At 68.8% G+C, this 22,745-nt stretch carries 25 protein-coding genes and 1 pseudogene; 20 read left to right on the top strand and 6 right to left on the bottom strand.

The window, feature by feature from the left end; all coding sequences use genetic code 11:
• Nucleotides 1-321 precede the first annotated feature (321 nt).
• The 6 genes from ACY3FI_RS09770 (at nucleotide 322) to ACY3FI_RS09745 (ending at nucleotide 4,786) form a co-directional block, all read left to right on the top strand.
• Nucleotides 322-582, top strand: coding sequence for a hypothetical protein (locus tag ACY3FI_RS09770; RefSeq protein WP_462547337.1), 261 nt, complete (start codon nucleotides 322-324; stop codon nucleotides 580-582).
• Nucleotides 583-665: 83 nt separating this feature from the next.
• Entirely contained in the window at nucleotides 666-1,664 is a 999-nt protein-coding gene (locus ACY3FI_RS09765) for a bifunctional DNA primase/polymerase (RefSeq protein WP_462547336.1), read from the top strand.
• On the top strand, nucleotides 1,661-3,067 hold the full coding sequence (locus ACY3FI_RS09760; RefSeq protein ID WP_462547335.1) for a DNA primase family protein: 1,407 nt from the start codon (nucleotides 1,661-1,663) through the stop codon (nucleotides 3,065-3,067). The genes ACY3FI_RS09765 and ACY3FI_RS09760 overlap by 4 nt, the downstream gene beginning before the upstream one ends.
• Before the next feature lie 158 nt (nucleotides 3,068-3,225).
• On the top strand, nucleotides 3,226-3,729 hold the full coding sequence (locus ACY3FI_RS09755) for a hypothetical protein (protein ID WP_462547334.1): 504 nt from the start codon (nucleotides 3,226-3,228) through the stop codon (nucleotides 3,727-3,729).
• A 92-nt stretch (nucleotides 3,730-3,821) separates the two neighbouring features.
• Entirely contained in the window at nucleotides 3,822-4,226 is a 405-nt protein-coding gene (locus tag ACY3FI_RS09750) for a hypothetical protein (RefSeq protein ID WP_462547333.1), read from the top strand.
• A complete protein-coding gene (locus ACY3FI_RS09745; protein ID WP_462547331.1) occupies nucleotides 4,223-4,786 on the top strand; it encodes a hypothetical protein in 564 nt (187 codons plus the stop codon). Before ACY3FI_RS09750 ends, ACY3FI_RS09745 begins: the two co-directional genes overlap by 4 nt.
• Here the strand turns inward: ACY3FI_RS09745 and ACY3FI_RS09740 are convergent.
• From ACY3FI_RS09740 to ACY3FI_RS09725, 4 genes are all read right to left on the bottom strand, one after another.
• On the bottom strand, nucleotides 4,783-5,406 hold the full coding sequence (locus tag ACY3FI_RS09740) for a recombinase family protein (protein WP_462547330.1): 624 nt from the start codon (nucleotides 5,404-5,406) through the stop codon (nucleotides 4,783-4,785). The two genes, ACY3FI_RS09745 and ACY3FI_RS09740, sit on opposite strands and share 4 nt — an antisense overlap.
• On the bottom strand, nucleotides 5,403-5,762 hold the full coding sequence (locus ACY3FI_RS09735; protein WP_462547329.1) for a hypothetical protein: 360 nt from the start codon (nucleotides 5,760-5,762) through the stop codon (nucleotides 5,403-5,405). Before ACY3FI_RS09735 ends, ACY3FI_RS09740 begins: the two co-directional genes overlap by 4 nt.
• A 288-nt stretch (nucleotides 5,763-6,050) precedes the next feature.
• Nucleotides 6,051-6,680, bottom strand: a complete 630-nt coding sequence (locus ACY3FI_RS09730) for a hypothetical protein (protein WP_462547328.1) — start codon at nucleotides 6,678-6,680, stop codon at nucleotides 6,051-6,053.
• Nucleotides 6,681-6,739: 59 nt separating this feature from the next.
• The gene (locus ACY3FI_RS09725) at nucleotides 6,740-8,356 is read right to left on the bottom strand and encodes a recombinase family protein (protein ID WP_462547327.1); all 1,617 of its coding nucleotides are present in this window, start codon (nucleotides 8,354-8,356) and stop codon (nucleotides 6,740-6,742) included.
• Here ACY3FI_RS09725 and ACY3FI_RS09720 point away from each other — a divergent pair.
• From ACY3FI_RS09720 to ACY3FI_RS09705, 4 genes and pseudogenes are all read left to right on the top strand, one after another.
• A pseudogene (locus ACY3FI_RS09720) lies at nucleotides 8,297-8,464 on the top strand (ATP-binding protein); the annotation flags it as partial. The gene ACY3FI_RS09725 and the pseudogene ACY3FI_RS09720 overlap by 60 nt on opposite strands.
• A 51-nt stretch (nucleotides 8,465-8,515) precedes the next feature.
• A complete protein-coding gene (locus ACY3FI_RS09715) occupies nucleotides 8,516-8,854 on the top strand; it encodes a magnesium chelatase subunit ChlI family protein (RefSeq protein ID WP_462547326.1) in 339 nt (112 codons plus the stop codon).
• The gene (dprA, locus tag ACY3FI_RS09710) at nucleotides 8,851-10,092 is read left to right on the top strand and encodes a DNA-processing protein DprA (RefSeq protein WP_462547325.1); all 1,242 of its coding nucleotides are present in this window, start codon (nucleotides 8,851-8,853) and stop codon (nucleotides 10,090-10,092) included. The genes ACY3FI_RS09715 and dprA overlap by 4 nt, the downstream gene beginning before the upstream one ends.
• Nucleotides 10,089-11,120, top strand: a complete 1,032-nt coding sequence (locus ACY3FI_RS09705) for a tyrosine recombinase XerC (protein WP_462547324.1) — start codon at nucleotides 10,089-10,091, stop codon at nucleotides 11,118-11,120. Before dprA ends, ACY3FI_RS09705 begins: the two co-directional genes overlap by 4 nt.
• Before the next feature lie 26 nt (nucleotides 11,121-11,146).
• Here the strand turns inward: ACY3FI_RS09705 and ACY3FI_RS09700 are convergent, their stop codons facing one another.
• On the bottom strand, nucleotides 11,147-11,791 hold the full coding sequence (locus tag ACY3FI_RS09700; RefSeq protein ID WP_462547323.1) for a murein hydrolase activator EnvC family protein: 645 nt from the start codon (nucleotides 11,789-11,791) through the stop codon (nucleotides 11,147-11,149).
• Nucleotides 11,792-12,059: 268 nt separating this feature from the next.
• Here ACY3FI_RS09700 and ACY3FI_RS09695 point away from each other — a divergent pair, with 268 nt between their 5' ends.
• From ACY3FI_RS09695 to ACY3FI_RS09650, 10 genes are all read left to right on the top strand, one after another.
• A complete protein-coding gene (locus tag ACY3FI_RS09695) occupies nucleotides 12,060-13,502 on the top strand; it encodes a sugar porter family MFS transporter (RefSeq protein ID WP_462547322.1) in 1,443 nt (480 codons plus the stop codon).
• A 271-nt stretch (nucleotides 13,503-13,773) separates the two neighbouring features.
• A complete protein-coding gene (gene rpsB / locus ACY3FI_RS09690) occupies nucleotides 13,774-14,676 on the top strand; it encodes a 30S ribosomal protein S2 (protein ID WP_462547321.1) in 903 nt (300 codons plus the stop codon).
• A gap of 80 nt (nucleotides 14,677-14,756) precedes the next feature.
• On the top strand, nucleotides 14,757-15,584 hold the full coding sequence (gene tsf, locus ACY3FI_RS09685) for a translation elongation factor Ts (RefSeq protein WP_462547320.1): 828 nt from the start codon (nucleotides 14,757-14,759) through the stop codon (nucleotides 15,582-15,584).
• 108 nt (nucleotides 15,585-15,692) lie between these two features.
• Nucleotides 15,693-16,412 carry a UMP kinase gene (gene pyrH / locus ACY3FI_RS09680; RefSeq protein WP_462547319.1) on the top strand — a complete coding sequence of 240 codons (720 nt, stop codon included), beginning with the start codon at nucleotides 15,693-15,695 and terminating at the stop codon, nucleotides 16,410-16,412.
• 47 nt (nucleotides 16,413-16,459) lie between these two features.
• Nucleotides 16,460-17,014: a ribosome recycling factor gene (gene frr, locus ACY3FI_RS09675; protein WP_462547318.1), complete on the top strand. Its 555-nt coding sequence runs from the start codon at nucleotides 16,460-16,462 to the stop codon at nucleotides 17,012-17,014.
• Entirely contained in the window at nucleotides 17,014-18,009 is a 996-nt protein-coding gene (locus ACY3FI_RS09670) for a phosphatidate cytidylyltransferase (protein ID WP_462547317.1), read from the top strand. The genes frr and ACY3FI_RS09670 overlap by 1 nt, the downstream gene beginning before the upstream one ends.
• Before the next feature lie 81 nt (nucleotides 18,010-18,090).
• Nucleotides 18,091-18,639 (top strand): DivIVA domain-containing protein, encoded by a 549-nt coding sequence (locus ACY3FI_RS09665; protein WP_462547316.1) that lies wholly within the window; start codon nucleotides 18,091-18,093, stop codon nucleotides 18,637-18,639.
• Between the two features lie 72 nt (nucleotides 18,640-18,711).
• A complete protein-coding gene (locus ACY3FI_RS09660; RefSeq protein WP_462547315.1) occupies nucleotides 18,712-19,773 on the top strand; it encodes an aggregation-promoting factor C-terminal-like domain-containing protein in 1,062 nt (353 codons plus the stop codon).
• Between the two features lie 12 nt (nucleotides 19,774-19,785).
• A complete protein-coding gene (locus ACY3FI_RS09655; RefSeq protein WP_462547314.1) occupies nucleotides 19,786-20,091 on the top strand; it encodes an Rv1322 family protein in 306 nt (101 codons plus the stop codon).
• Nucleotides 20,088-20,816: an alpha/beta hydrolase gene (locus ACY3FI_RS09650; RefSeq protein WP_462547313.1), complete on the top strand. Its 729-nt coding sequence runs from the start codon at nucleotides 20,088-20,090 to the stop codon at nucleotides 20,814-20,816. Before ACY3FI_RS09655 ends, ACY3FI_RS09650 begins: the two co-directional genes overlap by 4 nt.
• Nucleotides 20,817-20,864: 48 nt before the next feature.
• On the opposite strand, the gene ACY3FI_RS09645 is transcribed toward ACY3FI_RS09650, so the two are convergent.
• On the bottom strand, nucleotides 20,865-22,727 hold the full coding sequence (locus ACY3FI_RS09645; RefSeq protein WP_462547312.1) for a coiled-coil domain-containing protein: 1,863 nt from the start codon (nucleotides 22,725-22,727) through the stop codon (nucleotides 20,865-20,867).
• Nucleotides 22,728-22,745: the final 18 nt, after the last annotated feature.

Here is a 22,745-nt window from a genome sequence, read left to right as displayed (position 1 = left end):
ATGATGTACCGGGGGAGACTGACGTAATGGAGGACGATCTCGAACGGACGCCGAACTGCCCTCCGTGTCTGCAGCAGGCCGAATCGCACCCGACGAAGCTGTGCTGGTGGTGCCCGCGCTGCTGCGTGCTGCCGCTCCCCAAAAGTTGACACAAGTCCTGTCAACTATCTATTTACCTCGCCAGGTCAACGGGATATAATTAGTCCTGCTCAGGGGTTCTGAGGGCCAGACAGCCGATCTGCTCAAACGAAGTAGACGGCGAAGCCGCACTACACGACTAGTCATGTCGCTCGTGTAGGAAGCAGCGCGGGAAGCCCTCCCATGAGTCTCACCAGACGGCGTCAGCCGGCGCGCCGCATGTTGGTAGTTCGCGAGATCACCGTTGTTGACGCCGCGACCTTCATCGGTTGCTCACGGTCCCACCTCGTCAACGCCCTACAGGGAAAGACGCATCCGAACGCCGACGTTCGAGCCAAGCTCCCCGAGCTTCTCGGCCTACCCATCGAGGCGATGTTCGACGAAGAACTCCTCGCGACTGACTACGCGGGACCGCGCGGACGCAAGGCGGTGCGCCGTGGCTGACGCGCCGATCCTGCACTTCTCAGACGAGGTCATCGACCGAGTCGCCGCCTTCGTGCGCGCCACGGAGACAGGAGGCAGCAGTGATGACTCCTGAAGACAACTTCGGCGCACCCGTTGAGTGCGCCGAAGCCGAGAAGCGGCATGAACAGTTTCGCCAGGTCGATTGTATCCCAGAACCAACCGCTGAACTGGGCTTTCTTGAGGCGGCGCTTTGGCTCGTTGAACACACGGCCTTCCGCCTCGTGCCTCTTGGTCGCCTCGACAACCGGCCTCATCGTGGGGTTGGAGCGTTCGGGTCGTTCGAGCACGTTGGATCCCGCGATCCGCGGCAGATTGGAACGTGGTGGGGACCGAACGGGATGGATCCGTTCGCCAATATCGGCATCGCGACGGGTCATAGACTGCTCGTCTTAGACGTCGATGTGAAGCACGGCGTAGACGGTGTGCGCTCGCTGATCGAGTGGGAGTTCCAGACCGGGGTGCAGCTTCCGCCCGCGCCGAGAGTAATCACGCCCTCGGGCGGAATGCACCTGTTCTTCGCAACCGCCGGGGTCTGCCCGTCCCCGGTTGGGTGGCTTCCCGGCGTAGACGTGCGCGCCGACGGTGCGATGGTCGCCGCGCCTCCGTCGAGGCGAAAGGTCAAGGGTCGTCTTGGGAACGATGCGACCTTCCAGCCGTATCGCCTCGTGGCGGGCTCCTTCGACGAACTGCCAAAGGCTCCAGGCGCCCTACTCGCGGACATCCACGCCAACGGTGGTCGATTCCGCACGGGAGGTGGCTCGTCGTCTCAGAACGCATCGAGCCTGCCCCCTACCGCGGAGCTGATGCGCGACGGCTTCCGCGTGGGGAAGCGAGACGACGGGTTTTATCGTCTGGCGTGCCGTCTCTGGTCGCAGCACTGGCCCCACGGCGAGCTTGTCGTCAGCAAGCTACGGGAGGTCTGGTCGAACACCGACATGACTCCCGCTGATCCTTATCCGTGGCCGGCAGTCGAGCAGAAGATCGAGCGCGCCCGTCAATTCATCGAGCCGGAGGCGCGCGCACGTCATGCGTGGGCTGGATCTGTTCGGAGGCACCCATGACTGAGCCAAGCTATCCACTCACGGACTTCGGCCTCGTCCGTCGCTTCGTTCACCAGTGGGGTCGTCACGTTCAGTACGACCCAGACCGTGACGAGATGTATCTATGGGACGGCCGCCGCTTCGCGCTCCAACAGACGGACGAACGGATCATGGCTCTTGTCAAGAAGGTGGTACTCACGCTGGATGATGAGGTGGCGAGGGAACCGGATGACGCACGCCGTGATCGCCTCCGCAAGTTCGCCGTCGCTTCACAGGCGCAAGCGCGAATCTCGGCCGTGGCACGCGGGATCCGCTCGGAGAAGGACATTTGGGTAGACGCCGGCACCTACGACTGCCAGCCCTACTTGGTCAACGTGCTCAACGGCACGATCGACCTCCGTACCGGCGAGCTTCGAGAGCATCGAACCAGTGACGGCCTGACGAAGCTGATCGCGGTCAGCTACAACCCGCAGGCGTTCAGTCCGGGCTTCGAGAAGCTGATCGATCGAACGACGGCCAACGACCCAACACACGACACCGCGGAGTTCCTGCGCATGTCACTCGGGTACATGGCGCTCGTCGGAGCCAACCCTGAGCAGAGGTTCTTCATGCTGCTTGGGCCGAAGGCCACGGGTAAGTCACAGCTCATCGAGATTCTCATTCAGGTGCTCGGCACGGACTATGCCATCGCATCTCAGCCGAAGCTCATCACGCGACAACGGTTCGGCCACCACGACGCCGAAATGTACGCGCTGAAGGGGATGCGCTTCGTTGGCATCTCCGAAACAGAAGCGGCGATGGATCTCGACGAGGCCCGTTCCAAGTCCCTCGTCGGGTCGGCCGTACAGAACGTGCGTCGACTTCATCACCAGGAGGAACAGATTGCGACAACGTGGACGATCCTCGTCGGCACGAACGAGGCGCCGAACATCGAGAAGTGGGATGAAGCGTTGAAGCGTCGCTTCATCGTGATCCCCTCAGGACCGAGCCTCCAAGAATGGGAGAAGGACCTGCACCTGGCGGACCGCATCCTTCGCGACGAGAGGGAAGGAGTCATCGCGAGTCTGGTTCGGGGCGCTCACCGATGGTGGACACATCAGCAGCGGGAGGGTTCCGCTTACTCACGCCTACCTGCGGCAGTCGTGGCCGCCACGGGTCAGCTCGAAGCCGACAACGACCACGTAGCTGAGTTCGTCAATGCGTTCGTGGACTTCGGCGATGGGTACTCGGTGCTCGCCAGCGACGTGAAGCGCGCGTACCAACGACATCGAGTCAACGACGGGTCCCTCGGTGGTCGTGCGCTGTTCCAGCGCATCATCGAGCGCTGCACACAACTCGGCCAGCCCGTAACGAAGGACGCTCGAAGGTTCCAGGGCTTCCGCCTTACGGATCCGGACGTAACCGGGCTCCACTGGGAGCGCTGAGCCGCTTCGCTCGACCTGATGGACCGTCGCCATCTGTCGGCGGCCCATCAGCGCCGAATCTCGTCAAATCGGGCGCTTCGGAGTGCAGTTCGACAGTTCAAGACGATTTTGTACCAAAGTTCGCGTAGAAGAATTCTATTGAGCTACAAACCCCGCAGATGGAGCCTGAACTGTCGAACTGCACGCCACCTTCCGTCGCTGCGAGACTCGTCGCGACGACCATGAACAGTCTCGAAAGGACAACACACATGCAAATCACCGCCAGCATTAGCCAGATCGAGGGCAACGAGCCCACCGAGGCTAGCGCCTACTATCTCAACGTTCGAGGGGAGGTCATCGAGCGTGCCGTGCTCGGCTGGATCGAGAAGGGCGGCAGGGTGCAGCCGGTCGTTCGTCAGGACCAGTACCTCGTGCCTGCCGACGATCTCTTCAACGACGGCACGATCTACCTCAACGTTCGGTCGTACTCGGGGGGCAGCTCGACCGTCGCAGAGGCGTTCCCGTGGTTCGAGAAGACCCAGAAGCCCTTGATCGGGGCGCTAGCTGGCTGGGTTCGAGAAAGCCTCGCGAGGGGGAAGGCCGCCACTGACCTGGAGAACGACCTCTCGACAGCTCATGGACCGGCCGTCGCTATGGAAGTCATGGACTACCTCGGGGCGTAGCTATTCCTGAAGGGCTCCGGCTACGGCCGGGGCCCTTCGTCACAAGTAAGGGGACTCCCTTCTGTGGGAGGGCAGCCGCTACTCTCGCGGACATGAGCTCGAGTTACGTCCACCCTCCGCTGCGCGTCTTCCTCGTGATGTACGACCTGCCCTCCGACGAGCACCCCTGGATGCGCACCTGGATCCGGGGATGGTCAGGGGAGGAAGGGGAGGGCTGGGTTCGGGTTCAACGTTCTATCGTGCTGATGCGCGTTCGTTCCACCGCAGTCGACGTATCGGAGGATGCTCTCCAGCCTTACAACGGCATCGATACTGGTCGCCTGATGGTCGTCGACGTTACGGAGGCTGGCTACCACGGGCGCGGCGACACAGCAGTCTGGGACTGGCTGGCGCGAGCTCGAAAGGATGCTCGGGCCGATCTCGATCGCTACAACCGCGAGAAGGCCGTTCAGGCAGTGGACGAGCTCGAGAAGTTCGCTAATGAGGGTGACGCATGACTTCCTCCCCGTCACCCGATACGGACGTCATCTTCGGCCCCCTGGCAGAGAACTACTTTTGGCCGCTTGCCGTGTCGCTCACGCTGTTCATCGTCGGCCTGGTATGGGCCGGGATCAAGAGCCAGCGCTTCCGCTCAGGGCTGTGGCGGGCCGTGAAGTGGCCCTTCACTGTTCGACTCACGACTACAAGGCGCCTCCGCGCTCGTGAGCAGACGGGGTGGGATCGACGTCAGCAGGAGCTTGACGAGGAACGGGCACGACCGGTTCCTCGGCCTCGCTGGACTGTCGGGAAGGCTCGAGAAGGCGGCCCCAACACCTACATCCTCGCGAACACCGCTGGAGACGCAGTGGCTCGCTTCATTGAGCTGCATACGACCGATCGCTTCTTCCACTTCTACGACGCGGCGAGGTGGGAAGAGGTAGAGGGAGTTACGGCGCTCCGCTTCACCGGCCAACGCACTAACGACGGCGCTCTATTCGGCGTGCCCTTCATCGTCACGTGGCACGATGCCAATGGCGACCCACAGCATGCCGAAGTGAAGCTCCCAGACACGTTCTAGCCGCAGAGGCGCGTCAGAACCGCCTTGATTGTGCTGGGGTAGTAGCTGCCGCTCCCGGTTGGAGTGGGCATCTGGTCGTCATTGAGCCCGCGCGCGATGGCCGCTAGCGATCGGCCGGCCTGGCGCTCAAGCAGGATGCGCTGCTCAACGGCAGGATCCATCCGAACGGGGGAGCCGAGCCGGACTCCGTTGCGTCGAGCCTCAGCCAATCCCTCCTTGGTTCGAAGGCCGATCATCTGACGCTCCCATTGGCTGACGGACGCCATGATGTTGACCACCAGCTGACCAGTTGGAGTCGTTGTATCGATGCCGAGGTCGATCGCCACGACGCCCCACCCCTGCTTCGACGCGGTCTCCATCAGACGAGCGAAGTCGGCCAGGCTGCGGCTGAGCCGGTCGAGCTTCGATACCACCAGCGCGTCAGCCTGCTTGGTGCGAAGGAGTTCCAGGGCTCGGGTGATTCCGGGGCGGTTGATGTCTTTGCCTGATCGTCCAGCGTCCTCGACGTATTCAACCTCCCAGCCCTGCTGCTGGGCACGGGACGCAATCGCAGAGCGTTGCGCCTCGATCCCGTACTCCTGGCCCTGCGTCGAGACGCGCAGGTAGCCGATGACCTTCACGCGGCGGACAGCTCGTCGATCTTGTCGGCCAGGTAGGTCTTGGCCTTCGCTGCGCCGTCGTTCGACAGGACAAACTGGACCTGCACCAGCGCCTCGAGGACGGCCTGCTGCCGATGGCTGATCCGCTTGGCCTTGACGGGCTGGGGACGAAGGTCGGGGTGGATGGCGTAGAGGACGCCGGTCGGGATACCGTCGGCCTGGTCTGCTGGACTGCCTGCACGAACCCAGACGAGGACTCGACGCAGGATGGTAGCCGTGAAGCTGGTGGGTCCGGCGTAGCCGCGCTCAGCCAAGGAGTCCAGCAGATCCTTGCGCGTGGGAGCCGTTGCGGTGCGGGTGGGAGTCGTGTCAGTCATCAGTTCGATCCGATCGTCAGTGGCAGCTACCTGCTGCCGTCGATCGAATAGAACCAGGTGTTGTGTGAAATGTACAACGATCGCTGGTCTGTTGTACGGAGGGCGTCAGGAGTGCGTCAGGAGTGCGTCAGACAGGACGAATCAGGCCGGCTGCTGATTGATCCGGCTGGCAGATCGAGGGCCGTCTGGTCGTCTTCTACGTAGGAGTCGGAGGCAGTCCCCGGCGGAGGTGCGACTGCCCAACCGACACCGACGGACCAAGGCCCTCCCTTGTCCAAGGGCTCGGCCTTATTCGTAGTCAGGCGTCGTCGTCAATGAACGTCGCGGACCGTTCGGCACCGTCCACTCGATCACAACCTCGTTGGTGCCGACCAAAGTTCTCCCGGGGCCAGTTGCAATCAGATCGGACAGCAGAGGAAACTCCGTCAAGGGCTTCATCTCCTTGCGTGCACCCGGTCCGATGTCACCGAGCTGGAAGTACCCAAACTCTCGCTGAGACGGATCGAACTTGAGGTAGACGTTCACCTGAGTAGCCCACCCACGACCAAGATTGACGACCCACCAGGTAGTCGTGTCTGCACCTTGATGAGTAGCTCGGATCGCGGGCTTCGCCTCCCGCTCCAGATCGAGCGCTTCGCGAGCGGATCGCGCTTGTGCCTCCGCTGCCTCTGCCGCCTTCTCTGCCGCTGTGCTCTGACGTTTAGCTTCTTCCGCGGTCGTCGACGCTGCGTCCGCATGTTCCTTCGCGACCTTCGCGTCCGCCTTTGCGCCGTAGGCCTGAACCCAGCCCACGATCGCCAACACGATCGCCAGGGCGAAGCCACCCACGCTGACCCAGAAACCGCCGATGTCCGTCCAACCAGGACCATCGGACGGAGAGGGTGCCGTTGTTGCAGCCGCAAGCAGCCAGGTGTGCATTGAAAGTCCTTCGGGTCAGCGTCGAGCAAGGCTCAGGCTAACGTCGACCGCCGACGACCCTACGTGACGATGCGCACGCGGCGTGTCAGCACGGCATGAGTGTGCTCGGCTCGACGCTGGTCTAGTTGCTGGTCGGTCTCGCCGCGCCGACGGTTGAGCGTCACGACGACACCGGTCGGCCACGGATCGACCTCGACACGCTGGATCGCTAGCCGGAGGAAGTTCCGCCGTTTCATGGACGTCCAGGCGCGCCAGTCGAGTCCGTCGGCGAGCGCATTGACCAGGTGAGTGGTTCCGAGCGCCTCACCAAGCTGTCGTTCGACCTGATCCACTTCCGCTTGGATGCGAGAGACGTGCTCCCGATGTTCGCGATCGTCCATCAGCCCCCGAACGAACGCGTCGTTGGCACGCTTCCGCTGCTCGTCAAGGTCGGCCTTCTGCTCGCTGAGGCGGTCAACCGAGTCCTCAGCGAAAGGGTTTGGCTCCGACCTGCGCTGCTGCCACCGCGGGCTCTCGGCTAGGGAGCGCGTAACAAGGTCAAGTACGTAAGACTCAAGCGCGTCATGTGGAACCGTCAGGCGTCCGCAGGCGGTCGGGCCGTTGACCTGCTTCGAGCAGCGAAGCCCGATCTTGCCGTGGTGAGAGGTGGTGATGAGGCGGTGTCCGCACCTGCCGCAGACCGTAACGCCGCCGCCCATCGCGTACTTTCCGCCTTTGACGCCGGGGGAGTGCGTGATCTTCCTCGATTGCTGGCCGAACAACCGTCCAAGACGGTCGAAGGTCCGTCGGTCAAGGATTGGCTCCCATCCTTGAACACCTGTCTTGGTCTCCCCGAGAAGTGATCGGTTGGTCAGGATCGATCGGAGGTTGGTCTGCCGCCAATGCTTGCCGGTTCGAGTTGTCCTGCTGCTCTCGTTCCACTCCTGCACGAGCGAGTAGAGGGTGTCGCCGCTGAGCAGCCGTCGTGCCGCCTCCTCGATCACAGTGACTTCAGCCGGGTTCGGAACGGGCTGTCCGTTCTCGATCGTGAAGCCGTACGGGACGGTCCCTCCGTGCCATCTGCCGGAGGCTGCTCGCTGAGTTACTGCGGCTCGCACTCTCTCGGAAGCGCGTTCGGCTTCCGCTGCGTCCCATGCGGCAACCGTGATCCCGAGCGCTCGGCCTTCGGCGCGGCTCAGATCCACATCGGCTGATGCCACAGTGCGGATGATTACGCCGAGCTTCGTAGAGAGGTCGATCAGGTCGATGTACTCCCTCGGCCGCCGGGTCAGCCGGCTGTTCGAGTAAGAGAGGAGCGTCGAGAACTCGCCATGACGGGCTCGACGCAGCATGTCCTCATACTGGGGACGGGGCTTCGTCGAGTTCGTAGAAGCAGAGATGTCGTTGTCGACGAAGACGGCTCCGACGGCGAGCCCAAGACGCTGCGCGAGCTCACGGCACAGCGCTTCCTGACGGTCAACGCCGTGTTGGCGGCCTTCCTTATCCTTCGAGATGCGCGCGTAGATCGCGGCGGTGCCAGCCATCAGATGTCCTTCCGACAGACGGATTGTATTTTGTGATCCGTTGTCGAGGCGACGGAGTTCCCCCGCGCCGTCCTCGACGCCCTCCGGCAACCGCTGGAGTCCGGGCGCATCACGATCCACCGCAGCGGCGGCAGCGCCGAGTTCCCGGCACACTGCCAGATCGTCCTCGCTGCGAACCCCTGTCCCTGCGGCTGGGCGGGCACGCGGGGCGGGCCGGCGTGCAGCTGCCCGCCGAACGCCGTCCGCCAGTACTTCGGCCGGCTGTCCGGGCCGCTGCTCGACCGGATCGACATCCGTGTCGCCGTACCCCGCGTGACGGTCGGGTCGCTGCGGGCGGCGGACGGCACGGCACCGACGACGTCCGAGGCGGCCGGACGCGTGCGCGCCGCGCGCCGGCGCATGCACGAGCGGCTGCGGGGGACCGGGTGGGCGGCGAACGCCGAGGTGGCCGGCCCGTGGCTCCGCTCGGAGGGCCGTGCCGAACGCGGGGCCACCGACCCGCTCGACCGGGCGCTCGACCTCGGGACGCTGACGATGCGTGGGTGGGACCGCGTGATGCGCCTGGCATGGACCATGGCGGACCTCGGCGACGTCGACCGCCCGGGCGCGCACGAGGTCGGTCGTGCGCTGGCGCTCCGGAGCGCACTGTGACCGGCAGGGCGGCCGACAACGGCGACCCCGGCGCGCGCGATGCCCGGGCGGCCCGGGTCGCCTGGAGCATCCTGGCCGAGCCGGGGGACGCCGTCGCCGGAGAGCTCGTGGCAGCCTGCGGGCCCGCGGCTGCGCTCGACCTGGTCCGCCGAGCAGGGCAGAGCGGGGCCGGCATGCTCACCGGGCTCCTCGACGCCGGCGTCTCCTTCGCCGGTGACGAGGAGCGGGTACACGTCGAGCTCGGCACGGCGCTCGAACGGTGGCGCCCGCGGCTGAGCGGCCTCGACCCCGCCGGAGCGATCGCCGCCGCGCGGGCCGTCGGCGCGCGGGCACTCGTGCCCGAGGACGACGAGTGGCCGAGCGGCCTCGACGACCTCGGTCCGCACCGGCCGATGGTCCTCTGGTCGCGGTCGGACCGCCGCGAGTCGGTCGTCAAGGACGAGACCCGCGGTGCCCTCGCCGTCGTGGGGTGCCGGGCGAACACGGTCGCGGGAGCGGAGGCGACGGCGGAGATCGCGTCCGGCGCAGCTGACGCCGGACTCGAGATCGTGTCCGGGGGCGCGTACGGCATCGACGCGGTCGCACACCGGGTCGCGATCGCCGCCGGCACCCCGACGACGGCGGTGCTCGCCGGCGGCGTCGACCAGCTGTACCCGGCCGGTCACCACGAACTGCTCCGCAACGTCAGCCGTCGCGGACGACTGCTCGCCGAGTCGCCGCCCGGGACACGGCCGACGCGATGGCGCTTCCTCGCGCGGAACCGGCTCATCGCGGCGCTCGCCGGAGCCACCGTCGTCGTCGAGGCGGCGGCGCGGTCCGGGGCGCTCAACACCGCACACCACGCACTGCAGCTCGGGCGACCGGTGTTCGCCGTGCCCGGGGCCTTCGCATCGGCGGCGTCCGTCGGGTGTCACCGGCTGATCGCCGACGGGGGAGCGCAGATCGTGGTGACGCCGCACGACCCGGTGGCCGCCGTGCTCACGCAGGGGGCCGACCCGCTCGCCGACCCGACCGCACGGGTGTCGCGGACCGCGCTCGACACGGCGTCGGATCCGCACGTGCGGCGAGCCGTCGACGCGCTCGACCGTCGGCCGAGGCCGGTCGGCGAGATCGCCCGGCGGAGCGGTCTGTCGATCGACGACACCGTGGACGCGCTCGCGCTGGCGCAACTCGCGGGAGCGGCAGACTCGGTGGCGGACGGATGGTGCCGGCCCGCCCGATCTACGCTGGACCCGTGACGGATCGGACGGACGACCGGCTGGTGGCGGTGGTGGCGGTGTTCCTCGGCCACGTGGCGCACGATCGGGGCCTCAGCGCGCAGACCGTGCGCGCGTACGCGAGCGACCTCGAGCAACTGGTCGCCTTCGCCGAGACACGTGGCCTCATCCGTGTGCAAGCGCTCGGACTGGACCTGCTGCGGGACTGGCTCTGGGACGCCGACCACCGCGGTCTCGCACGCTCCACGATCGCCCGGCGGTCCTCCTCGGTCCGGGCGTTCACACGGTGGGCGAGCGAGAACGGGGTGCTCGACCACGACCCCGGCGCACGGCTCCGGGCGCCGAAGGGCGCGGCGCACCTGCCGCGGGTGGTCTCCTCGGACCAGGTGCGCGAGATCCTCGACGGCCTCGCGGCCCGCGCGAGCACCGACGATCCCGGGGCACTCCGCGACCTCGCCGTCGTGGAACTCCTCTACGCGGCGGCCATCCGCGTCAGCGAGCTCGTCGGCATCGACGAGTCCGACGTCGACCGCGGCCGGCTCACCGTGCGGGTGCTCGGCAAGGGCGGTCGTGAGCGGGTCGTGCCGTTCGGGGTGCCGGCACGGGACGCGCTCGAGGCGTGGCTCGAGCGCGGTCGGCCGGCGCTCGCCGCGAGGGGCACCGCGTCGGCGCTCACCGCGTCGGCGCTCGCCGCGAGCAGCACCACGTCGGCGCTCGATGCGGGAGGCGCCTCGCCGGGCAACCGCGACCGCGCGGACCGCGACCGCGCGAACCATGCGCTGTTCCTCGGCGACCGGGGCGCACGACTCGGCGTGCGCAGCGTGTACCGGATCGTTGCCCGCGTGCTGCGCGAGTTGCCGGGTGAGGGACCGAGCGGGCCGCACACCTTCCGACACACGGCCGCGACGCACCTGCTCGACGGCGGGGCCGACCTGCGCGCGGTGCAGGAGTTGCTCGGGCACGCGAGCCTCGGGACGACCCAGATCTACACGCACGTGTCCTCGGCGCGGTTGCGGGAGGTCTACCGGACGGCACACCCGCGGGCCTGACCCGGCGCGCTCCGCCCGGAGTCCACTCACCCCGTCCAGGCGTCCTCGGGGAGCAGCACCGGCCACGCCGCCGGCGGTAGGAACGGCAGGGGGTCGACGTACCGATCGTCCTGCCGCGCACCGACGTGCAGGCAGGGCGAGGACGCGGGGCAGTGGCCCACCGCGACCGTCCCGACCGGGTCGCCCTGCTCGACGACCGTGCCGGCGGCCACGAGCGGGACGACGGAGTCGAGCGTGCTGACGAGCCCGTCGCCGTGGTCGATCGTCACCACGCCGCGCCCGGCGACCTGGCCGGCGAAGTCCACGGTGCCGTCGTCGACGGCCACGACCTGGGCCCCGATCGACGCCGCGACGTCGATGCCACGGTGCCCTCGGCCGTGGTCGTGCTCCGGGGCCTCCCAGGGGCGGCTGACGACGCGGGACCCGGTCGGCCAGACCCACGGCGTGGCCTGCGCTGTCGAGCCAGACGCTGCCGTCCACCCGGACGCCGCCGTCGAGCCGGACGCTCCGGTCGAGCCGGTCGAGCCGGTCGAGCCGGTCGAGCCGGTCGAGCCGGTCGAGCCGGTCGAGCCGGTCGAGCCGGACACTGCCGCCGGGCCCGGCGCACCGGCGAGCGGCACGCCCGGCAGGAACGCGCCGGCGAGCACGAGGACGAGGACGAAGCAGCGCATGTCTCGAGCCTCTCGCGCACCGATCGGGCCCGATGCCGGACAGCGACCCCGGTGGAGAACCGGGGTCCGCTGAGCACGGTGCAGGGACGACCAACCGGCGGCGCTGCCGCAGCGGCACGGCGACGTGGATCTCCCCGATGTGCCCCACGCGCGACCAGCGAGTACCATCGGGGCCGCTCCGGAACACGCAACGCCGCTCGGACGGCGAACCAGCCGACCGCCGGGGCACCGTGCGCCACCCAGCACGGCGGCAAGAACCTGGAGCACCGTGTCGAACACGTCCACCCAGCACGGCGAGGACCGTGCGTTCAAGGGGAAGGTCACCCTGTTCGCCATCGCGGCGGCAGTCGGCGGCTTCCTCTTCGGATTCGACTCCTCCGTCATCAACGGAGCCGTCGACGCGATCAAGGGCGAGTTCGGCCTGTCCGAGGCCGCCAGCGGCTTCGCGGTCGCCTCCGCGCTCATCGGCTGCGCGTTCGGCGCCTACTTCGCCGGTCGCCTCGCCGACCGCTGGGGTCGGACCCGCGTGATGTTCTGGGCAGCCGTGCTGTTCTTCGTCAGCTCGATCGGCAGCGCCTTCGCGTTCGCCACCTGGGACCTGGTCATCTGGCGTCTCGTCGGCGGTCTCGGCATCGGTACCGCGTCGGTCATCGCGCCGGCGTACATCTCCGAGGTCTCCCCGAAGGCGATCCGCGGCCGGCTGGCCTCGTTCCAGCAGCTCGCCATCACACTCGGCATCTTCGCCGCGCTGCTCTCCGACCAGCTCTTCGCGGTGACCGCCGGCGGCGCCTCGGAGCAGGTCCTCGGGCTCGCAGCCTGGCGCTGGATGTTCCTCGTCGGCGTGGTCCCGTCGGTGGTCTACGGCGTCCTGGCCATCACGCTGCCGGAGTCGCCGCGGTTCCTGCTGTCGAAGGGCCGCACCGACGACGCCCGCGACGTGATGGGCAAGATCGTGCCGCGTGACACCGTTAACACGAGCCTGGAGGAGATCCAGGACGGCATCAAGAAGGAAGCGAACGAGAAGAAGGGCTCCATCCGGGGCAACCGCTTCGGCCTGCAGCCCATCGTCTGGGTCGGCATCATCCTCGCCGTGCTGCAGCAGTTCGTCGGCATCAACGTGATCTTCTACTACTCGACGACGCTCTGGCAGGCGGTCGGGTTCAAGGAGGAGCAGTCGTTCCTCATCTCGACGATCACGTCGATCGTCAACGTCGCGGTGACCTTCATCGCGATCTTCACGGTCGACAAGCTCGGCCGGAAGCCGCTGCTCGTGGCGGGCTCGTCGGGCATGTTCGTCTCGCTCACCATGGTCGCGATCGCGTTCTCGCAGGCGTCCATCGTGAACGGCCAGCCGCAGCTGCCCGGTGCCTGGGGCGTCATCGCGCTGGTCTTCGCGAACCTGTTCGTCGTGTCCTTCGGCGCCACGTGGGGCCCGCTCATGTGGGTGCTGCTCGGCGAGATGTTCCCGAACCGCATCCGTGCGACCGCGTTGGGCGTCGGTTCCGCGGCGAACTGGATCGCGAACTTCGTCGTCACGATCACCTTCCCGGTCCTGTCCGGCTTCAACCTGACGGTCACCTACGGCATCTACGCGCTGTTCGCCCTGCTGTCCCTGTTCTTCGTCATCGCGAAGATCCCGGAGACGAAGGGCCGCTCCCTCGAGGAGATGGGCATCACCGCCGAGGGCGAGACGGTCAACGCCAAGTCCTGACGCAGCGTCACCACCAGCCGGGAGGCGCGGTGCGGGTCCGACCCGCACCGCGCCTCCTGTGCGTCCGCGACCTGCTACCATTGCGACCGCAGCGCGCTCTCGCGCGCTGACTTCGCGCGTCCACTCGCGTCCCGTGGCCATCGGTCCCGCTCTCACGAGCGGGCGGCCGTGCGGACAGGGCGCCAGGGGCCACGACCTCCGGTCGTGACCGACACAACCGCAACCGTGCACGCGGCCAGAGAGCCGCGCGCCGAGAACAAGGAGGGACGGCATGGCCGTCGTCACCATCCGCCAGCTGCTCGACAGCGGCGTCCACTTCGGACACCAGACCCGTCGGTGGAACCCGAAGGTGAAGCGCTTCATCCTCGCCGAGCGCTCGGGCATCCACATCATCGACCTGCAGCAGTCGCTGGCCTTCATCGACCGTGCGTACGACTTCGTCAAGGAGACGGTCGCGCACGGTGGCACGATCCTCTTCGTGGGCACCAAGAAGCAGGCGCAGGGCTCCATCGCCGAGCAGGCGACCCGCGTCGGCCAGCCGTACGTCAACCAGCGTTGGCTCGGCGGTCTGCTCACGAACTTCCAGACGGTCTCCAAGCGCCTCGCGCGCATGAAGGAGCTCGAGGAGATCGACTTCGACGACACGACGAAGGGCTTCACCAAGAAGGAGCTCCTCATCAAGAAGCGCGAGCTGGACAAGCTCCACAAGACCCTCGGTGGAATCCGCAACCTCACGCGGACCCCGAGCGCGCTCTGGATCGTCGACACCAAGAAGGAGCACCTCGCGGTCGACGAGGCGCAGAAGCTCGGGATCCCGATCATCGGCATCCTCGACACCAACTGCGACCCGGACGAGATCACCTACCCGATCCCGGGCAACGACGACGCGATCCGCTCCGTCGGTCTGCTCACCCGCATCGTCGCCGACGCCGCGGCCGAGGGCCTGAAGACCCGCCACAACGGTGGCGACGAGGCCGAGGCCGAGCCGCTCGCCGAGTGGGAGCAGGAGCTCCTCGCCGGCCAGACGCAGGGCGAGGGCGCGACGGTCGAGGAGAACGACGCCGACGCGCAGGTCGCCGCGAAGGAGATCGGCGAGCCGATCGCCGACGCCGACAAGAACGCCGAGCCGACGGCCGAGGCCGAGGCCGCAGCGGAGACCACCCCCGCCGAGTGACCGGTCGGGGCGTCGGGCCGGTCGGCTCGGCGCCCCTTCCTCCTCTCTCCACAACCTCAGTCCAGAAAGGACTCCAGTCAATGGCCAACTACAGCCTTGCTGACGTGAAGAAGCTCCGTGAGGACCTCGGGGCCGGCATGATGGACGCCAAGAACGCCCTCGTCGAGGCCGACGGCGACTACGACAAGGCCGTCGAGCTCCTCCGCATCAAGGGCGCGAAGGCCGTCGCCAAGCGCGACGACCGTGCGACCTCCGAGGGCGTCGTCGTCGCGTCGACCGAGGGTGGCGCCGCCACCGTCGTCGAGCTCGCGAGCGAGACCGACTTCGTCGCGAAGAACGAGAAGTTCACGACCCTCGCGGACAAGGTCGTCGCCGCGGTCGCTGCCGCCGGTGCCGCCGACGTCGCGTCGGGCAACGCCGCGCCGCTCGAGGGCAAGACGGTCGCCGAGGCGATCGACGAGGCCGCTGCTGCGCTCGGCGAGAAGCTCGCGCTCCGCACGGTCGTCCGTGTCGAGGGCGACGCCTTCGAGGTCTACCTCCACAAGACGAGCCAGGACCTGCCGCCGCAGATCGCCGTCGTCATCGCCTACTCGGGCTCCGACGCCGCCGAGGCGCGCTCGATCGCGCAGCACGTCGCGTTCGCCAACCCGACGTACCTCACCCGTGACGAGATCCCGGCCGAGGCCATCGAGAAGGAGCGCGCGACCGTCGAGGCGATCACGCGCGAGGAGGGCAAGCCCGAGGCCGCCCTCCCGAAGATCGTCGAGGGTCGCCTCAACGCCTACCGTAAGCAGGTCGCGCTCCTCGAGCAGGACTACGCGAAGGACAACAAGCTGTCCGTCGCGAAGGCCGCCGAGAACGCCGGCATCACGATCCAGGGCTTCGCCCGCGTCAAGGTCGGCGCGTAACGAACCCGTGACGGGGCTCGGAACCACATCGGTTCCGGGCCCCGTTTTCGCGCGCCGGACGGGCCGCGAGTACATTCCCACGAGGACATTCGACGAAGGGTGCGACAGATGACGAACGAGAAGACCGGACGCCGCCGGGTCCTGCTGAAGCTGTCGGGGGAGGCGTTCGGGGCCGGGTCCCTCGGCGTGAACCCGGACGTCATCAGCGCGATCGCGAAGGACATCGCGGTCGCCGCGCAGGACGTGGAGGTCGCCATCGTCGTCGGGGGCGGCAACTTCTTCCGCGGCGCCGAGCTCTCGCAGCGCGGCATGGACCGGGGTCGAGCGGACTACATGGGCATGCTCGGCACCGTGATGAACGCCCTCGCGCTGCAGGACTTCCTCGAGCAGGCCGGGGCCGCGACGCGGGTGCAGTCGGCCATCAACATGACCCAGGTCGCCGAGCCGTACATCCCGCGGCGGGCCGAGCGGCACCTCGAGAAGGGCCGCATCGTCATCTTCGGCGCCGGTGCCGGGCTGCCCTACTTCTCGACCGACACCGTCGCCGCGCAGCGCGCCCTCGAGATCGACGCGCACGAGGTCCTCGTCGCGAAGAACGGTGTCGACGGCGTCTACACGGCCGACCCGAAGAAGGACGCCAGCGCGGAGAAGCTGCACCACGTGACCTACCAGGACGCGCTGCTCAAGGGCCTCAAGGTCGTCGACGCCACCGCGTTCTCGCTCTGCATGGACAACGGCATGCCGATGCACGTGTTCGGGATGGAGGGCGACGGGAACGTCGCCGCGGCCATCCGGGGCGAGCGCATCGGCACGGTGGTCAGCAACTGACCCCCGCCGCTCGCTAGACTCGACGCCAGTACCGAAGGAGAACCACCGTGATCAGTGATGTCCTGACCGAAGCCACCGAGAAGATGGCGAAGGCCGTCGACGTCGCCAAGGACGACTTCGCGACCGTCCGCACCGGACGCATCAACCCCGCGCTCTTCCAGAAGATCCCGGTCGACTACTACGGCACGCCGACGCCGCTCGCGCAGCTGGCGTCCATGCAGACGCCCGAGGCGCGCACGCTCGTCGTCACGCCGTACGACAAGTCGGCCCTGAAGGAGATCGAGCGCGCCATCGCGACGTTCCCCAACCTCGGAGCGAGCCCGTCGAACGACGGCGAGATCGTCCGCGTGACGATCCCCGAGCTCACGCAGGACCGCCGCAAGGAGTTCGTGAAGCTCGTCCGCAGCAAGGGCGAGGACCACAAGGTCGTCATCCGCAACATCCGCCGCCGCGCCAAGGACGACCTCGACGCGCTGAAGGGTGAGATCTCGGACGACGAGATCTCGCGGGGCGACAAGGACCTCGAGGCCCTGACGAAGAAGCACGTCGACCAGATCGACGACGCGCTGAAGAAGAAGGAAGCCGAACTCCTCGAGGTCTGATGCGGCTCCCAGACCAGGGCGACGACCGCCCCACAGCACCGCGACCCTCCGCCAAGAAGGGCCTCCGGCAGGACTTCGATGCGCGCGCCCGCGCTGCGCGCACCGACTTCGAGGCGCAGCTCCGGCAGCGCAAGGCGGAGTTCGGTGCGCGCAACGAGGCGCTGACGGCACGGACCGGCCGGAACCTCCCGGCGGCCATCGCGATCGCGTTGGCGTTCGCGGTGGTGATGCTCGGCACGCTGCTCATCTGGAAGCCGTCGTTCATGGTGGTGGCGGCGTTCCTGCTCGGCGTCGGCGTCTACGAGCTCTCGAGCGCGATGCGGTTCGCCGGACGTGACGTCCCGCGGATCCCCAGCGTCGCCGTCGCGGTCGGCGTCGTGCCGGCCGCGTACCTCGGCGGACAGGTAGTCGCGCTGTTCACGCTGCTCGGCGGCATCGTCCTCATCTCGGTGTGGCGGCTGGTCGAGGTCGCCCTGTCGCGGGAGAAGCCACCGGCGGGGCACGTGGTCCGCGACCTGACGAACGGCCTGTTCGTGCAGGCGTACATCTCGCTGCTCGGCGCCTGCGTGGTGCTCCTGTCCGCGCAGGAACGCGGCGAGCTGTGGGTGATCGCGTTCATCCTCGTGGTGGTCGCGGTGGACACCGGGGCGTACGCCACGGGGCTCAACCTCGGCAAGCACCCGATGGCACCGCGGATCAGTCCGAAGAAGACGTGGGAGGGCTTCGCCGGGTCCGTCGCGGCGAGCATCATCGTCGGCATCATCGTGTCCTGGCTGATGCTCGGTCTGCCGTGGTGGACGGGTGTCGTCCTGGGGGTGCTCATCTCCGGTTCGGCGACCCTCGGTGACCTGACCGAGTCGATGATCAAGCGCGACCTCGGCATCAAGGACATCTCGTCGTTCCTGCCCGGGCACGGCGGTCTGCTCGACCGCATCGACAGCATCCTGCCGTCGTCGGCCGTCGCGTACGTGATGTTCCTGGTCGTCGTGCACTGATCGTCCGGCTCGGGAGTCCGGCGGGACCGCACGACCGCGCGTCCAGGTCACGCCCGGGTCCTGTGCTGGCAGAATGTCGCCGTGGCCACCACCTTCCCGAACGCAGACCGCTCCGCCCTGGGTTACGACGTCGACGAGGTCGAGCGCTTCCTCGAGGACGCCCGACGTGCGTACACGGCGAACGACACCGCTCCGGGCCTCGAGGCCGCGAAGATCCGCGCCACGGCCTTCTCGATGCGGAAGGGCGGCTACTCGACGACGCACGTCGACGCGGCGCTCGAGCGGCTCGAGGACGCCTTCGCCGCGCGCGAGCGTGAGCGGGAGATCGCGGAGACGGGGAAGAAGGCCTGGTACGCCGAGGCACGCGAGAAGGCCTCCGACGTGGTCGCACGTCTGGAGCGGCCGGACGGGCAGCGCTTCAGCCGGACGAGCGTCCTCGGCACCGGCTACCACCCGAAGGACGTCGACGCCTTCGCCCAGCGGTTGAGCGGCTACTTCCGCGAGGGCAAGGCGCTCAGCCTCACCGAGGTGCGCTCCGTCGTCTTCCGCCCGAAGCACGGTGGCTACCGCGAAGGGCAGGTCGACGCGCTGCTCGACGCCGTCGTCGAGGTCATGCTCGCGGTCCGTTGACGACCCGCCGCGGACACGCGGAGGTGGGGGTGCTTCTCATCCCGTGATCGTTCCGTTATCCTGATCGGACTCATGGGCAGGCACACGGCAGACATCAGCTCCGACCGCGACACCCGCGACAACCCCGGCCTCTCGGCCGGCGGTGAGCGCCGCGCGGCACTGAACCGAACCCGCACGGCGGCGAACTCGGTCCTCCACGCGAACCCCGCGACCGTGACGGCAGCGATCGCGACCGGTCCGGTCACGACGCGCACCGCTCCCGTCGCGACGGTCCCCGACAGCAGCGCCGTCGACGCGCTCCCGTCCGACGTCGCACCGCACGAGGCGCCCGCGATCGCGCCGAAGTCCGTCGCCGCGAACCGCGTCTCGGACGCCGAGTTCGCGCAGGCAGCGGCCGTGCCCGCCACCCCGGCGGACCCGCGCATCGTGCAGCGCCGCCGTGGGCGCGCCACCGCGGCTGCGAAGCCCCGGCCGGTCAACAGCGTCAACTCCTTCATGCGCAAGCGTGCGACGATCCCCGCGCTCTCGTTCTTCGCCGTGTTCGGGTTCGTGGGCGGTTCGTTGTTCAACCCGATGCAGCCCGACGTCGCGCAGGCCGCGGTCACCGCTCCGGTGCTCGTCAAGGCCCCGGTCGCGCCGCAGCAGTACACGGCGCACGGCACCTACGCCGCGTTCGACGTCTCCCGTGACGAGTACGGCGTGACGCTGCCGAAGCCCAAGCCGAAGCCCAAGCCGGTCGTGACCCCGACGGACGACACCGCCGCGACCGCGGACTCCGCGACCGCCACGGTGACGCCGACCAACACCCTCGCCGCCGTCGCCGCTGCACCCGACCCGGGCAGCGCCCAGGCGATCGCGCAGCAGCTGGTGAGCGCCCGCGGGTGGGGGAGCGACCAGTACAACTGCCTCGTCTCGCTCTGGAACAAGGAGTCGGGCTGGCGCGTGAACGCCTACAACCCGAGCGGTGCCTACGGCATCCCGCAGGCGCTCCCCGGCAGCAAGATGGCCACCGCTGGTGCGGACTGGCAGACCAACCCGGCGACGCAGATCACCTGGGGTCTGAACTACATCTCGGGCGTCTACGGCACCCCGTGCGCCGCCTGGGGTCACAGCCAGTCCGTCAACTGGTACTGATCGGGGCCCCGCGTGCCGCGCAGCAACCGGCCGCGGCGCCCACGCGGTCGTGACGTCGAGCCCGTCGACCAGGAGACCGGCCTCGACCGGCTGATGAGCTCGTGGAAGCGCACCGAGGTGCGTCGCGGCCGTGAGTACCTCGTGCAGCCGATCTCCGCCGCCTCCGCGCAGAAGGAGTACGTCTGCCCGGGCTGCGGCGGGACGGTGATGCCGGGCATCGCGCACGTGGTGGTCTGGCGGACCGACGGCGTCCTCGGTGACGAGGCCGACCTGGCGTCGCGCCGTCACTGGCACAACCACTGCTGGAGCATCGCGTGAGCACCGAGATCCGATCGAACACCGAGCTGCCAGCCCGACGCACCGACGTCGAACTCGTCACCGACGACCACCTGACGCTCGTCGGGGAGCTCGCCGAGCCGGTCGACCGGCAGGCCCGCGGCACCGTCGTCACGCTCCACCCGCTGCCCACGGCGCACGGCTTCATGGACTCGCACGTCCTCAAGAAGGCGGCGGCGCGTCTTCCCGCCCTGGCGGACATCGCCGTCCTGCGGTTCAACTTCCGGTCCGTGAGCTCCCCGCGCGGGACGTCCGAGGGGGTCTTCGGCGATGGGGTCTCCGAGGGCTTCGACCTGCGCGCCGCAGTGGCCGAGGTCGTGCACCGCGGGCTGCCGACGCCGTGGCTGGTCGGGTGGTCGTTCGGCACCGAGGTGATCCTCAAGCACGCGATCGAGCACGTCGAGGCCGGCACCGTCGCGGGCGTCGTCCTGCTCTCGCCGCCCCTGCACCGCACGTCCGACGACGAGCTCGCACGGTGGGCGGACGTGGGGATCCCCGTCGTCGCGCTCGTGCCCGAGCACGACGACTTCCTGCAGCCGGACGAGGCGGCGCGTCGGTTCGCGATCGCACCGGCCGTCCGGGTCGTCCCGGTCGCGGGTGCGAAGCACCTGTGGGTGGGGGAGCGGTACGTCCGCACCGTGCTCGACGCCGTCGCGGACCTGGTGGTCCCGGGCTCGGCGCCGCTGCCGACGCACGTCGCCGACTGACGCGGGCCGACCTGGAGGCGCGCCACGCGCCTCCAGACCGGTCGCCGGTCAGCCTCGGTCCGGCTCCTCGCCGTCGGTGACGGACTCCGCCTCGACCACGTCCGCATCGCGGGGTGCGTGCGAGGGGTCGGTGCCGAGCAGGCCGGTGGCGTGCGTCAGCACCCCCCGCAGGTTCTCGAGGTAGCCGGCGACGGCGTCACGCTCGGTCCGGATCGCCGCGAGCCGGTCCTCCGACTCGGCGATGACGCCTGCGGTGCGCTCCTCGGCCTCGGCGACCATGCGGTGGACCCGGTCCTGGGCGTCGGCGACGATGGTGCGCGCGTGCTCCTGCGCCTGGGACGTGCTCGTGCGCTCGAGGTCGTCGGCCTCCTGCTGGAGCCGCTCGGCACGTTCGCGGGCCTCGGTCGCGCGGCGTGTCGCCTCGGCGAGCTGCAGGTTCGCCTCGTCGAGGTACTTCTGTGTCTCGGTGACGGTCTCGTGGTGCTTCTGCAGGTAGTCCTGCTCGGCGTCGTCGCGGCGCGCGGTCAGCTCTGATTCGAGGGCGGCGAGGGCCTCCTCTCGCTCGCGGACGATCTCGGTACGCACGGCGTCCTGCTCGCGGGCGAGGTCAGCGCGGGCGGTCTCGATCTCCTCGCGGAGGGTGGTGCGCTCGGCCTCGAGCGTGCCGAGCTCGGCGACGCGACGGTCGGCGATCTCGGTGTCGACCTCGGCGTGCTCGCGCTCGCGGCGCGCGGCCAGCTCGTCCTCGTGCTCGCGGACGGCCCGCTCGTGGGCGGCATCGGCCTCGTCGCGCTCGCGCTCGATGCGCGCCCGGTGCTCCTCGAGTTCACGGGCGACCCGGTCGGCGGTCTCCTGCACGAGCCTCGCGTTCTCGGCACGCGTCTGCTCCTCGTCGACGCGGAGCTGGGCGCGCGCGGCCTCGATCTCCTGGTCGAGCGCGGTGCGGACGCTCGCGAGTTCCCGTTCCCACCCGGCCCGGGCGGCGGCGAGCTCCTCGTCGAGGACGCGGCGGCGGTCGGTGAGCTCGGCGTCGAGTTCGGCACGACGGCGGTCCACTTCGGACGCCAGGTCGGCGCGGCCGGTCTCGAGCGCGAGTTCGTGCTCGCGGCGCTGGTCGTCCCGCTCGCGGTGCCAGGCGGCGCGCCCTTCGGCGATCTCGCGCTCGAGGGCGGCGCGACGGGTCGTCTCGTCTCGGTCGAGGTCCTCGACGCGTCGAGCGTGCTCGGCCTCGAACACGCTGCGGCGGTGCTCGGTCTCGCGCTGCAGGTCGGCGGCGGCCGCACGGGCGTCGGCGGACTCGCGCTGGGCGACCTCGCGCATCTCGGCGACCTCGTGGTCGGCCCGGGCGCGGAGCGCGTTCGTCTCGCGGATCGCGATCGACCGGACCTCGGCGGCCTCGGTGACGGCGGCCCCGCGGATCGCCGCGGCTTCGTTGCGGGCGTCCTGGGTGAGCAGGCCGGCCTCGGCGCGGGCGCGCTCGATGGTGTCGGCCGACTCGGCCCGGGCACGGGTGAGCTCGTCGGTGGAGCGGGTCCGGGCGTCCTCGAGCGTGTCGCGTGCCTCGTCGCGTGCTTCACGCAGGGTGCGCTCGGCCTCGGCGCGACTGGAGGCACGCAGGCGCTGGGCGTCGATGTCCGCCTGGCTGATCAGGCGCGTCGACTGCTCCTCGGCGACGCGGAGGGTGGACTCGAGGCGGGTGCCGAGTCCGCTGTACGTGGGGGTGCCGGCCTCGTCGAGCTCGCCCTGCAGTTCCGAGACGCGGCCCTGCAGGAGACGGATCTCCTTCGCGGCGTCCGCGCGGTCGTTGTTCGACTTGATGAGTTCGCGGCGGAGGTCGTTCAGCGCGCGGTCCACGTCGTCGCGGCGGTACCCGCGCAGCTCGGTCCCGAACTCGGCCTCGTCGTTCGCCACTGTGTCGCTCCTGGTGTT

Source organism: Curtobacterium sp. RM9, from assembly GCF_054956955.1.
Note: the sequence above shows the minus strand (reverse complement) of the source record. Positions and strands in the feature narration are given on the sequence as shown.

What these genes read in the sequence shown, in the direction of transcription:
- ACY3FI_RS09730 (WP_462547328.1), bottom strand. Translation starts at nt 6,680, where the DNA reads ATGCACACCTGGCTGCTTGCGGCTGCAACAACGGCACCCTCTCCGTCC.
- ACY3FI_RS09760 (WP_462547335.1), top strand. Translation starts at nt 1,661, where the DNA reads ATGACTGAGCCAAGCTATCCACTCACGGACTTCGGCCTCGTCCGTCGC.
- ACY3FI_RS09700 (WP_462547323.1), bottom strand. Translation starts at nt 11,791, where the DNA reads ATGCGCTGCTTCGTCCTCGTCCTCGTGCTCGCCGGCGCGTTCCTGCCG.
- ACY3FI_RS09660 (WP_462547315.1), top strand. Translation starts at nt 18,712, where the DNA reads ATGGGCAGGCACACGGCAGACATCAGCTCCGACCGCGACACCCGCGAC.
- pyrH (WP_462547319.1), top strand. Translation starts at nt 15,693, where the DNA reads ATGACGAACGAGAAGACCGGACGCCGCCGGGTCCTGCTGAAGCTGTCG.
- ACY3FI_RS09750 (WP_462547333.1), top strand. Translation starts at nt 3,822, where the DNA reads ATGAGCTCGAGTTACGTCCACCCTCCGCTGCGCGTCTTCCTCGTGATG.
- ACY3FI_RS09735 (WP_462547329.1), bottom strand. Translation starts at nt 5,762, where the DNA reads ATGACTGACACGACTCCCACCCGCACCGCAACGGCTCCCACGCGCAAG.
- ACY3FI_RS09755 (WP_462547334.1), top strand. Translation starts at nt 3,226, where the DNA reads ATGGAGCCTGAACTGTCGAACTGCACGCCACCTTCCGTCGCTGCGAGA.
- rpsB (WP_462547321.1), top strand. Translation starts at nt 13,774, where the DNA reads ATGGCCGTCGTCACCATCCGCCAGCTGCTCGACAGCGGCGTCCACTTC.
- ACY3FI_RS09670 (WP_462547317.1), top strand. Translation starts at nt 17,014, where the DNA reads ATGCGGCTCCCAGACCAGGGCGACGACCGCCCCACAGCACCGCGACCC.
- tsf (WP_462547320.1), top strand. Translation starts at nt 14,757, where the DNA reads ATGGCCAACTACAGCCTTGCTGACGTGAAGAAGCTCCGTGAGGACCTC.
- ACY3FI_RS09745 (WP_462547331.1), top strand. Translation starts at nt 4,223, where the DNA reads ATGACTTCCTCCCCGTCACCCGATACGGACGTCATCTTCGGCCCCCTG.
- ACY3FI_RS09770 (WP_462547337.1), top strand. Translation starts at nt 322, where the DNA reads ATGAGTCTCACCAGACGGCGTCAGCCGGCGCGCCGCATGTTGGTAGTT.
- ACY3FI_RS09765 (WP_462547336.1), top strand. Translation starts at nt 666, where the DNA reads ATGACTCCTGAAGACAACTTCGGCGCACCCGTTGAGTGCGCCGAAGCC.